The organism is Pseudomonas sp. NMI542_15 (assembly GCF_021283425.1).
Taxonomy (GTDB): Bacteria; Pseudomonadota; Gammaproteobacteria; order Pseudomonadales; family Pseudomonadaceae; genus Aquipseudomonas; species Aquipseudomonas fortuita.
Genome location: NZ_JAJSRO010000014.1, coordinates 1 through 12165, shown reverse-complemented (window position 1 = coordinate 12165; position 12165 = coordinate 1). Strand labels below are relative to the sequence as shown.

General features: G+C 58.1%; 8 protein-coding genes and 1 pseudogene. 7 read left to right on the top strand and 2 right to left on the bottom strand.

Annotated features, from left to right (window positions below; all coding sequences use genetic code 11):
• Positions 1-2: 2 nt before the first annotated feature.
• Positions 3-878 carry a hypothetical protein gene (locus LU684_RS19295; RefSeq protein ID WP_060518634.1) on the bottom strand — a complete coding sequence of 292 codons (876 nt, stop codon included), beginning with the start codon at positions 876-878 and terminating at the stop codon, positions 3-5.
• Between the two features lie 574 nt (positions 879-1452).
• On the opposite strand from LU684_RS19295, the gene LU684_RS19290 reads away from it, so the two are divergent.
• From LU684_RS19290 to LU684_RS19265, 6 genes are all read left to right on the top strand, one after another.
• Positions 1453-3258: a type I secretion system permease/ATPase gene (locus LU684_RS19290; RefSeq protein ID WP_232894921.1), complete on the top strand. Its 1806-nt coding sequence runs from the start codon at positions 1453-1455 to the stop codon at positions 3256-3258.
• A 12-nt stretch (positions 3259-3270) separates the two neighbouring features.
• The gene (locus LU684_RS19285; RefSeq protein WP_232894920.1) at positions 3271-4596 is read left to right on the top strand and encodes an HlyD family type I secretion periplasmic adaptor subunit; all 1326 of its coding nucleotides are present in this window, start codon (positions 3271-3273) and stop codon (positions 4594-4596) included.
• Complete coding sequence (locus LU684_RS19280) at positions 4593-6008, top strand: TolC family outer membrane protein (RefSeq protein ID WP_232894918.1); 1416 nt, start codon at positions 4593-4595, stop codon at positions 6006-6008. Before LU684_RS19285 ends, LU684_RS19280 begins: the two co-directional genes overlap by 4 nt.
• A gap of 219 nt (positions 6009-6227) precedes the next feature.
• Complete coding sequence (locus LU684_RS19275; RefSeq protein ID WP_102689854.1) at positions 6228-7196, top strand: UDP-glucose 4-epimerase family protein; 969 nt, start codon at positions 6228-6230, stop codon at positions 7194-7196.
• Entirely contained in the window at positions 7196-8203 is a 1008-nt protein-coding gene (locus tag LU684_RS19270; protein ID WP_060518626.1) for an MraY family glycosyltransferase, read from the top strand. The genes LU684_RS19275 and LU684_RS19270 overlap by 1 nt, the downstream gene beginning before the upstream one ends.
• Positions 8204-8308: 105 nt before the next feature.
• Entirely contained in the window at positions 8309-10327 is a 2019-nt protein-coding gene (locus tag LU684_RS19265) for a polysaccharide biosynthesis protein (protein ID WP_060518624.1), read from the top strand.
• 109 nt (positions 10328-10436) lie between these two features.
• On the opposite strand, the gene LU684_RS19260 is transcribed toward LU684_RS19265, so the two are convergent.
• Positions 10437-11231 carry a lipopolysaccharide kinase InaA family protein gene (locus tag LU684_RS19260; RefSeq protein WP_224372456.1) on the bottom strand — a complete coding sequence of 265 codons (795 nt, stop codon included), beginning with the start codon at positions 11229-11231 and terminating at the stop codon, positions 10437-10439.
• 329 nt (positions 11232-11560) lie between these two features.
• On the opposite strand from LU684_RS19260, the pseudogene LU684_RS19255 reads away from it, so the two are divergent.
• A pseudogene (locus LU684_RS19255) lies at positions 11561-12165 on the top strand (glucose-6-phosphate isomerase); the annotation flags it as partial.

Here is a 12165-nt window from a genome sequence, read left to right as displayed (position 1 = left end):
CTTCAAGCCAGTTGGCTTGCGGTGCTGATTTTCTGCTGATAGGCAGAGTTTTCCCACGGAGACTTAGAGCGGGCAGCGTTCGTCTTCGTAACGGGAGTAATGGCGATATGCAGCGCCACCAACGGCTCGGTGCCGGTAGGGCCATGCATCATCTGATTGGTCACCAGGCACTGCGGTTCGGCGTTGCCGAACACAATGTGGCCTGTAAGTTCATAGTGTTTGCGCTGTGGGCCGACCAGGCTGAAGCCTGCGCAGATCAACGGCAGGCCTTCACCGCGCAAGCCGACGAAGGTGCCGGTGGACACGTTCCGGCTTGGGCCGGACCCGGCAACCATGCAGGTGTACAGCAGGTCGACGCCGGTGGGCTTGTTCGGCCAGTCGATGGCGAAGCATTCGATGAAATCGTCGCTGCCTGGCGAGCCCACCCACCCTTCGGTCGATACCACCTCACCACCCCGATTGAAGTGGGCGGTAAGCTCGAAAGGCAGGGGGGCGGTACTGGGCGGTGCGAGAGAGGGGTCGGTGGCAACCACGGCGAAGGTGCGCATGATGGCAGGTGAGGTGTCGATGCGGTCGATACGCAGGTCGACGGGCTCGATCACGTCTTCGAACATATGGTATTCGGTGATCAAAACAGTGGTCACACCACCTTTGACGCGCGCCACAATGGTATCGCCAAGCTTAGTCAGCATGTTTTTGCTGACGCCTTCGGCAGGGAAAAAGTCGATGGAGCCTTTACCTAGGGGCGCTTGCTGAAGTGCAATGCAGACGGGCTTGTCGGCAGGCGGTTGCGAGGCGAACCGGAAAATGAACATGCCGGGCTCAAGCAACGTGACCCGGGTGCTTATCCTCAGGCCGTCAAGGGGTTGCGAAGGCATAGACATGGCGTTGTTTAGCTCCTTTTAAACAAAACACTGGTAGCTAACTTGCTCAGACCCGTGCATGCACACAAAACGGCCAGTGATGGCTCCCTGCGAAGGTGCGAAGATGCAATGCATGGGAAAAGTTGTCAACTCACAAAGGTAAAAAAAATTTCACCAAGAAATTGAACAAAATCATCCTCTTAGCAGTCTGCGGGTTGGCTTGCTCGATAACCTAGTGAGTTGGTCGGCCTTGTGATGCTACAAGAAAATCCATATTAATCAATGATTTAAAGATTTATCAGATAACGCTTGACAGCGTTGTGGCGGATTTTCGACAGGTCAAGAGTGGTTGCGATACAAGGGGTGCCGTCTGTCGCCTCGCTGATATGACAGCTTTAAGTCGGAGGTGCCGATTCGCGGTGCCACGGCTGTTCGGGATTGAATTGTGGCGTTTTGACGCTATTCACTATGTATTCACAAATTTTCAGGCGAGAGGCACAGGTGGACGCCAAGTCGCCAACCGGCGCCCTACTCGTTGGAAGTGGGTGGTACACTGCCGGCCGTTTTCGCCTTTCTCAGTATGGATACCATGAGTTCTCTATCTGACAACAACCTGCAAGCCGCTCTCAAAGCCTGCAAAAGCAGCTTCCTGTCGGTTGGCTTCTTCAGCTTCTTCGTCAACGCACTGATGCTGGTGCCCACTTTTTACATGATCCAGATATCGGGGCGGGTGGTCCCATCCAGCAGCACCTCGACCCTGTTGATGTTGACGTTGATCCTGACTGTGTTGGTCGCAACGATGGGCGCCCTGGAGTGGGTGCGTTCGCGAATCATGGTGCGTATCAGCAACCGTTTGGATGTGATGCTAAGCCGCGATGTCTATCGCGCAAGCTTCAAGCGCGCGCTCTCCAGCGGTGGTGCGGATGCCACGGCGCAGTCGCTGAACGACCTTACGGCGCTGCGCCAATTCTTTACCGGTTCGGGTTTGTTCGCTTTCTTCGATGCGCCATGGTTCCCTATCTATACCGTCGTGATGTTCCTGTTCCACCCTTGGTTCGGTTACATGACATTAGCGTGCGGGCTTGTCCTCGCTGGCTTGGCCGTGGTCAATCACCGGCTGACTGCCAATGCCTTGGCAAATGCCAACAAAGAGAACGTCGCTTCTAATATTGTCACTACCAAGACGCTGCGTAATGCGGAAGTCATCGAGTCGATGGGCATGCTCGAAACGCTCATGAACCGTTGGGCCAAGCGCCAGCGCCGCATCATGCTGATGCAGTCGGAGGCCAGTGATAAGGGGGGGATCGTCAGCACCATCTCGAAAACCTTCCGCACCTGGTCGCAGTCGATCATGCTGGCCATTGGTGCTTACTTGGTGGTTACCCACGAAATAAACCCAGGCTTGCTGATGGCAGGCTCGTTGCTGCTTGGCCGGGCATTGGGGCCCATCGATCAGATGATCGGCAGCTGGAAAGGCTTCGTCGCGGCCAAAGTGCAATACGACCGCTTAAGCAAGGTTTTAGACGCCCTGAGCAAGGAGCCAGAGCGTATGCCGCTGCCGGCACCCGAAGGCCAGATCCAGGTAGAAAACCTGGTTGTTGCGCCACCAGGCGCCAAGGCCCCCGTGATTCGTAACATGAGTTTCGTGGTGCCTTCCGGTTCCATCGTCGGTATCGTTGGGCCAAGTGCGGCGGGCAAGTCCACCCTGGTACGAGCGTTGATGGGCATCTGGCCGCCGCAGCATGGTGTGGTGCGTCTGGACGGCGCCGATATCGCCAGCTGGGACAAACAAGCGCTGGGTCAGTATGTGGGCTACCTGCCGCAAGATATCGAGTTGTTCGAAGGTAGCATCAGCGAAAACATCGCCCGCTTTGACAAGATCGACCCGGAAAAAGTGGTGCAGGCTGCACAAATGGCTGGCGTGCACGAAATGATCCTGATGCTGCCGGATGGCTACGACACCGTGATCGGTAGCGACGGTGTCAACCTGTCCGGCGGCCAGCGCCAGCGTGTCGGCCTGGCGCGGGCTATCTACGGTACCCCTCGCTTGATCGTACTCGACGAGCCTAACTCCAACCTGGACGATGTCGGCGAGCGCGCCTTGGGGGTTGCCTTGCAAAAACTCAAGGAAACCGGCGCTACGGTGTTCATCGTCTCGCACCGCCCCAATATCCTGACCCGGTTGGACCGCATTTTGGTCATGGCTGGTGGGGCCATTTCGCTGTATGGCGAGCGTGACCGTGTTATCGCCGAGTTGGCCGCGCAGCAAGCCAAGGGCCAGCAGCGTGTCGGCCAGGCCGCCGCAGCGCAGGCCCCTGCCGCCGCTACACCCAACCCAGCTTCCCCAGCGCCTGCTGCCGCAGCGCCGGTCGTACCGACCAGTACTGGCGCGTAAAAGGACTTTCAGATGAGCAGTAAAGCTATCAGCACGTTCGACCACAATTTTGATGACATGCCCACATCCGACCGGGGCATACGTCGTCTTGGCCTTACCATTGTGTTTGTCACCTTCGGCATTTTTGGTACATGGGCTGCGTTTGCACCCTTGAGCAACGCAGTGCACGGGTCGGGTGTGGTCACCGTGCAAAACTACCGCAAAACCGTGCAGCACCTTGAAGGCGGCATCATCAAAGAGCTGCATGCCCGTGATGGTGACTTGGTAAAAAAAGGCGACCCGCTGATCGTGCTGGATGAAAGCCAGCTGAGCGCCGAGTACGAGTCCACACGCAACCAACTGATCGTGGCCCGTTATAAAGAAGCAAGGCTGCGCGCCGAGCGCGACGGCCTGGATGCGATCCCGGCAGTTGAGATGGAGGGCACCGACTCGCCCCGTGCCGGTGAGGCGCTGAACGGTGAACTGCAGGTTTTCACGGCCCGTCGCAATTCGTTGCAGGGTGAGATCTCGGTAAACCGCGAACGCATCGAGCAGATGAAGCAGCAGATTGTTGGCCTTAACGAAATGATCCGCACCAAGCGAGGCCTTGAGAAGTCATACAGCGGCGAAATCAAGCAATTGCGAGAGCTGTTGGCCGAAGGCTTCGTTGATAACCAGCGCTTGTTGGAGCAAGAGCGCCGCCTTGACATGCTCAAGACCGAAGTGGCCGACCATGAGTCGACCATCAGCAAGACCAAGCTGCAAATCGGCGAGACCGAACTTCAGATCGTGCAACTGAAGAAAAAGTTTGACTCTGATGTGGCCAACGAACTGTCCGATGTGCAGGCCAAGGTGTTCGACCTTCAGGAGAAAGAAGCGGCATTGCGCGACCGGTTGTCGCGCGTCGTAATCCGTGCCCCTGAAAGCGGCATGGTGCTGGACATGAAGGTGCACACCATTGGCGGTGTAGTCAGCGCGGCCACGCCCTTGCTGGACATCGTTCCGGAAGCGTCGGAACTGGTTGTCGAAGCCAAGGTAGACCCCAAGGACATCGATCGGCTCAAGCTGGGTAAAACGGCTGATATCCGCTTCAGTGCGTTCAGTGCTGCCACCACGCCGGTTATCGAAGGCAACCTGGTGCGCATTTCGGCCGACCGCCTTACCGATGAGCACTCCGGCGACCCTTATTACCTGGTGCGGGTGAAAGTGTCGGAAGACGGCATGAAGAAGCTCGGCAACCGCAAGCTGCAGCCGGGCATGCCCGCTGACGTGTTGATCAATGCAGGCGAGCGCACGATGCTGGAATACCTGCTGAAACCGGCGAGCAACATGTTCGCTCAATCGCTGATTGAGGAATGATCGTGTTGCGTCTGCTACCTGGTGTACTCATTTGCTTGACGGCCTTGCAGGCAACGGCCGTCGAGTCGAAAAACCTGGCCACCGAGCCGGCCAAGAGTGTTTCGGCATCAACCTATGCCCTGGACCTTGCTGGCCTGTACCGCGAAGCGCGCCTTGAAGACCCGCGTGTGCTGGCGGCCTACGCCAACGCTCGCACCGCCACCGAGCAGCAGCGCGAGGCCCTTGGCCAGTTGCTGCCGCAGGTGTCGGCCAATGCCAATTCCAGCCGTGTACTGCGCAAGAACGAGGCCACCCGCGACATCTACAACAACGAAACCTATTCCCTTAGCCTCACGCAGTACCTGTACAACAAACCGGCTTGGGAGCGTTATCAGAAGTCCAAGAGTGTCAAGGCGCAGAAAGGGCAGCAGGCCGAGGACACCCTGGCTGAGGCGACGGTGGACCTGGCCAAGCGCTATTTCGTCGCCTTGGCTGCCGATGACGAGTTGGCGCTGGTTCAGGCGGAGCGCCGTGCCACGCAAAAAAACCTGGACCGTGTCAGCATGATGTTCGACCGGCAGATGGCAAAAATTACCGACAAGCTCGACATACAAGCGCGGGTTGATACATTGGCCGCCCAGGAGGTGGATGCGCGCAACCAGGTGCAGGTTAGTCGCGAGGCGCTGGCCGAAATTGTCGGGCGGCCTATCCATGAGCCGCTCAGCCGGGTGCGCAACGATGTAACCCTGCAGGCGCCGACGCGGCCGCTGCAAAGCTGGATTACCCAGGCAGTTGAAACAAACCCGATGCTCAAGGCTTCCCAAAGCAACGCCGAAGCGGCGAATGCTGCGGTGCGTGAAGGCAAGGGGGAGCATTACCCACAACTCGCCCTGAGCGTGAGTGCCCAACAGAGCGACCAGGGTTATGACAACACCCAGGCGCCGCGTAGCGATAGCTATGTCGCCAGCCTGGGGTTGAAGATCCCGATCTATAGCGGTGGCTCCACCTCGGCTCGCGTGCGGGGTTTGTATGACCAGCAGCTGGCGGCGGAGGTGCAAGCGGAGGGTATTCGCAGGCAGGTGGTGAAGGAAACCACCACGGCCTACCTGACAGCGCAATCCAGCGTCGAGAAAATACGCGCCAACCGCAATGCGTTGTCTTCGGCACAAAAGTCGAGCGTGGCGGCGCAGAAGGCATTTACCTTTGGTGTCGTGAATGCGGTCGATGTGTTAACTGCCGTGCAGAACGAGTTCAAGGCACGCCGCGATCTGCTCAAGTCTCAGTATGACTTCATCACCAACCTGTTCCTGCTCAGTCGATGGGCGGGCGAGTTGAACCAGGAGAGTGTCGACAACGTAAATGTGTGGCTTAGTCCGGTGCCTGAGACCACCCTGCCGGGTGGCGATGTGGCAAGCCTGGATGCGCGCACCTGAGTAGATGGGCAATGCACGGGCATGCAGAGGCTGTTCACTATGATATGTGGAGGCTGCCTTGCCAGGCAGCCCCAAGTCGGGCGCCGGATGCGCTTGGCTTTCTTCCTACAGAATCGGTGTCGAGCGATGTAGGCCTGAGATGTATACTGCCGCGTTTAATCCTCATTGGCGATAACGCCAACGAGGCGTTGCAAGCAGCAGGTTCCCGAGACAGCTTTCATGGATAGACGCACGATTCTTGTCACTGGTGCCAGTGGCTTCGTAGGGCGCGCGCTTTGCCATACGTTGAGCACGCACGGTGCCTTTGCCACCAGAGGGGCGGTGCGAGTGGCCGGCACACCGCTTCCACCTGGCGTCCAGGCTGCTACTGTCAGCGATCTGAATGCCTCTACCGACTGGGCTGCGGCGCTGGCAGGTGTTGATGTGCTGGTGCATGCCGCTGCGCGTGTGCACGTGATGAACGAAACTGCTGCCGATAGTTTGGCGGCATTTCGCCTGGTTAATGTCGAAGGTACCCTGAACCTTGCCAGGCAAGCGGCTGCTGCGGGGGTGCGGCGCTTTATCTACATCAGCTCCGTCAAGGTCAATGGCGAAACCAGTCAGCCTGGTCGTCCATTGCACGCAGACGATGTACCAGCGCCCGTGGATGCCTATGGTATTTCCAAGCAGGAAGCCGAGAAGGGTTTGTTCGAACTGGCAGCCAGCTGCGGCCTCGAAGTCGTGGTGATTCGCCCTGTGCTGGTCTACGGGCCGGGTGTAAAAGCCAATTTCCACAGCATGATGTGTTGGGTGCAGCGGGGCGTCCCGTTACCCTTTGGGGCAGTCGATAACCGGCGCAGCCTGGTATCGCTAGACAATCTGGTCGATTTGATCGTTACCTGTATCGAGCATCCCGCCGCGGCCAATCAAGTATTTATCGCCAGCGATGGTGACGATGTTTCGTTGCCTCGCTTGTTGCGTGGATTGGGCCATGCTTTGGGTCGGCCGGTGCGGCTTGTGCCTGTGCCTGTGGTGGCTTTGAAGTTTGCAGCGGGCATGGTCGGGCGAGGTGACCTGGCTTTGCGGCTGCTGGGATCGTTGCAAGTGGACATTCGAAAAAATCGCGACCTGCTTGCGTGGACGCCGCCTTTGACGCTCGACCAAGGCCTGCAGATAACCGCCCGCTCATTTCTGGAACACCGATATTGATGATTTGGCTCCTTCTTGTTGTGGCGGGATTGGCTTCGCTACTGATGACTGCCGCATTGCGCCGTTATGCCTTGGCACGCAGTATTCTGGATATCCCCAATGCGCGAAGCTCTCATTCCTTGCCCACGCCTCGTGGGGGCGGCCTATCGTTCGTATTTGCCTTCCTTCTAGGCCTGGTGGCGCTTCGCTGGTCTGGCGCACTCGCCAATGAGACTGTGTTTGCAATAGTGGGTGCTGGTGGTGTGGTAGCGCTGGTCGGCTTCATGGACGACCATGGCCACATCGCCGCGCGCTGGCGCTTGCTGGGGCATTTCATTGCGGCCGGCTGGGGGCTTTTCTGGATCGGCGGCTTGCCACCGATGATGATTTTTGGCGTGCCGTTATCTGCAGCCTGGCTCAGCATCATCATCGGGCTGCTGTACCTGGTGTGGTTGCTCAATCTGTACAATTTCATGGACGGCATCGATGGTATCGCCAGCATCGAGGCTATCTGCGTATGCCTTGGGGGCAGCCTGCTGTACTGGCTGACCGGCCATGCCCAGGAGGCCTTGTTGCCAATGTTGCTGGCGGCCACGGTGGCCGGCTTCCTGGTTTGGAACTTGCCTCCTGCACGCATCTTCATGGGCGATGCCGGCAGTGGTTTTCTGGGTATTGTCCTGGGCCTGCTCGCATTAATGGCAGGCTGGATAAACCCGCTATTATTCTGGGGGTGGTTAATACTTTTGGGGGTGTTCGTGGTGGACGCCACGTTCACCCTTGCACGGCGCCTGCTGCGCGGCGACAAGGTTTACCAGGCGCACCGCAGCCATGCCTACCAGTATGCCTCGCGTCGCTACGCCGGCCACCGCCCGGTCAGCCTGGCAGTGGCGGCCATCAACCTTGGCTGGCTGTTGCCTGTGGCCATGGCGGTGGTGTTGTTGAAACTCGATGGTGCGCTGGGAACGATGGTGGCGTATGCGCCTCTTATAGTGTTGGCGCTGATCTATCAGGCAGGGAAACAGGAATAGGATGGTCGAACAAGGAAGGCGTCGTATCGCGCTGCTGAACCTTCGGTTCTGCTCAGAAGCGCTCTGGTCAGTCAATCGAAGCCCCGATGCGCAGAGGATAACTGGATGAGCGACGCAAAAAATAAAAAAATGCGTGAGTACCTTGTCAGCTTGTCCCGGCGGGAGAAACGCCTGGTACAAGTGTGCACCGACATTGTGCTCATCTGGTTTGCGTTGTGGCTGTCCTTTATCGTGCGCCTGGGCGTCGATGAAATGTACAACCCTATCGTCGAGCATGGCTGGCTGTTCCTCGCCGCACCGGTAGTTGCCATACCGTTGTTTATCCGCTTTGGCATGTACCGGGCGGTCATGCGCTATTTCGGCAATGATGCGCTGGTGACCATCATCAAGGCCGTAACATTGTCGTCACTGATTCTGGCGGTGGTGGTGTACTGGTACAGCAACCATCAAGTTGTCGTGCCGCGGTCGATCATTTTCAACTACTGGTGGTTGAGCATGGTCATCATCGGGGGCCTGCGCCTGATCATGCGCCAGTACTTCCTGGGGGACTGGTTTACCGGGTCTCATCAGATACCATTCGCCAACCGCGACGACGACCTTATCAAGGTCGCCATTTATGGTGCAGGTACCGCTGGCAACCAGCTGTTGGCAGCCCTGCGTATGGGCCGGGTCATGCGCCCTGTGGCCTTCATTGACGATGACAGCGATCTTGCCAGCCGTGTGATTTCAGGCTTGCAGGTGTACAAACCCAAGCACCTCGACCAGTTGATCAAAGAAACCGGCGCCCAGGAAATTCTCTTGGCGCTACCATCCGCTTCGCGAGCACGGCGCAGGGACATCCTCGCCTTGCTCGAACCCTACCCATTGCACGTACGGAGCGTGCCAGCTTTCGCCGACCTGGCCAGTGGCCGGGTAAAAGTGGATGACATTCAGGACGTAGACATCGCCGATCTGCTGGGGCGTGACCCGGTTCCCGCCCAGGAAGGGCTGCTTGAGCGCTGCATCTACAAGCAAACCGTGTTGGTCACCGGGGCGGGGGGCTCCATAGGTGCCGAGCTGTGCCGCCAGATCATCGGGCTGGGGCCTACCACGCTACTGTTGTTCGATCACAGTGAATTCAACCTTTACAGCATTTTGAGTGAGTTGGAACAGCGCATCTTGCGTGAGTCGCTATCGGTAAGGCTGTTGCCGATTCTGGGCTCGGTTCGCAATCAGCAGCACCTGGTTGATGTAATGGCCACCTGGCGCGTCGATACGGTCTACCATGCGGCAGCCTACAAGCATGTGCCGATGGTCGAGCACAACATCGCCGAAGGTATTCTCAACAATGTTTATGGCACGTTGTGTACTGCCCAGGCAGCACTGCAGACCGGTGTCGCCAACTTCGTGCTCATTTCCACTGACAAAGCCGTGCGGCCGACTAATGTCATGGGCAGCACCAAGCGGTTGTCCGAGCTCATCCTGCAGGCGCTGAGCCGCGAGGCGGCACCGGTGATGTATGGAGACAGCAGCAAGATTGCCCGGGTGAACAAGACCCGGTTCACCATGGTGCGCTTTGGCAACGTTCTGGGCTCTTCCGGGTCGGTGATTCCGCTGTTTCACAAGCAGATCAAGGCGGGTGGGCCGTTGACGGTAACTCACCCGAAAATTACCCGTTACTTCATGACCATCCCCGAAGCTGCCCAACTGGTGGTGCAGGCAGGTGCCATGGGGCAGGGCGGCGATGTGTTCGTGCTGGATATGGGTGAGCCAGTACGCATTGTCGAGCTGGCCGAAAAAATGATCCACCTCTCGGGGCTGAGTGTGCGCAGCCAGGGCAACCCGCAGGGCGATATCGCCATCGACTTCACGGGGCTACGCCCCGGTGAAAAGCTCTACGAAGAGTTGCTTATCGGCGATGACGTATCGCCCACAGCCCACCCGATGATCATGGCCGCCAACGAAGATTTCCTGGCGTGGGATTTTCTGCGTGAGCGGCTGACCCAGTTGCTGGCTGCGGTTGCCGACGATGACTTCACCCGTGTGCGACAGTTGTTGCGAGAACTGGTCAGTGGTTACTCGCCTCAGGGAGAAATTGTGGATTGGGTGTATCTGCAGCGGCGCCAAGGGCTGTTGGACCGATAGGGCGGCAGCTAATGCGGCCCGCTTGCCGGCGATGGCCGCATAACCGCCTTGATTGATTAACCGCTGCCCTGGGGCAAGTTCGTCGCTACAGCTTAAACCCGCTCTGGCCCTACCAACGGCTCTGCAGTACGCCGTTGTTGAAGATGTCACGCCGCTCCAGGCGCCCCACCTCCTGATGCTTGGCCAATGCATAAATGCGGTCGAAACCCGCGCGGCCAATGTTCGGGAAATACGTGGCCAGCGCCTGCTCTACCGCGCTGTCATAGTCCGCTTCGGTGATGTACCGATAAATCTCTCGGAAGTAGATAAAACCAAACTGGAAGCCCAGGATTTCATCCGGGTAATCCGTTTGGCCGAAGAAGCAGTTTTCCAGGTCGATGGCGCGAGCTTTACCCTGTTGGGGCAGCATGACATTGGCAACCCACAGGTCCATATGCGTAATGCCTCGGCGGTGCAATGCATGCAGCAGCTCGAAGGTAGCCTCTATCACGGCGCTCACTGCTGCGGGCGCCTCACGGGCTTTGCTCAACCCGTCGACGTGATCGTGCAGCAACTCGGTAATCAGGAAAAAGTCCTGGATCAGCCCAAGTTTCGAGCTGGTGTATCCATAACCGATCAGCCCCGGTACCCGGGCGCCTCGCTTGGCCGCTTCACGCGTGTTAATCAGCTCTTCAATGGGCCAGTCGTACATCCCGTTGCGCTTTGGGTTACCACGTTGCATGCGCCATTTTTTTTTCAGTGAGTCGAGCTTTTCGCGTTTGGCAAAAAGCTTGCTGGCGCTACACGGGAGCGGCGCACTCACGCGTTTGGCGGTTGGCGTCTGTTCCACCAACTGCTCGATAGCTTGCCGGGTATGGCTGGGGAGGACGGTTTGAAAATGCAGGGTGGCATCACGATAACGCACAACATGGGGGTACTCGTTTTGCCAAACCCGGGGATCGCCTACCACGTCACATCCTTATGGAATCAAAATGCCATCAGCCTAATGGATCCAATGATACATTTCTCTGCCTTATTCCGTACACTTTTTTACAATTCTGCACGATGAGCGGGAGAAGTCACCTTCATGGCTGGCAACCGGCTATTAGCAGCACATACAATGCCAGGTTGCTTTACATGGGCACGCAAGCACCAAGCAGTCTTTCAGTTCAGGGGCCAAACAGTTGCTGCTACCCAGGCCCCGCTGCAGTGGGGCTATTCAAGGAACGATGTACATGAAGGAACCGAGTTGCAATGTCGTATTACCGTAACCCCCATGATGTAACGCGCATGCCCGCCTGGCAGGCGCTGAATGAACATCGCAAAGCCATGCAAGGCTTCAGCATGCGCGAAGCCTTCGCCGCCGATGCCCAACGCTTTGACCAGTTCTCACTGAGCTGCTGCGGCCTGTTCCTCGACTACTCGAAAAACCTGATCACCGAAAAAAGCCGCGACCTGCTGGTGAACCTGGCCAACGAAGTGGGCCTGCAGGGCGCCATCAAGTCGATGTTCAGCGGCGAAATCATCAACGCTTCCGAAGGCCGCCCGGTGCTGCACACCGCCCTGCGCCGGCCGGTGGGCGACAAGCTCAGCGTCAACGGCGTGGACGTCATGCCGGAAGTGCACAAGGTGCTCAACCAAATCACTGAACTGGTCGGGCGCATCCATTGTGGCCAGTGGCGCGGCTACAACGAGACGCCGATCACCGACGTGGTCAACATTGGCATCGGTGGCTCGTTCCTTGGCCCCGAGCTGGTTTCCGAAGCGCTACTGCCTTACGCTCAGCGTGGCGTACGCTGCCACTACCTGGCGAACATCGACGGCAGTGAATTCCACGAGCTCTCGGCCAACCTGCGCGC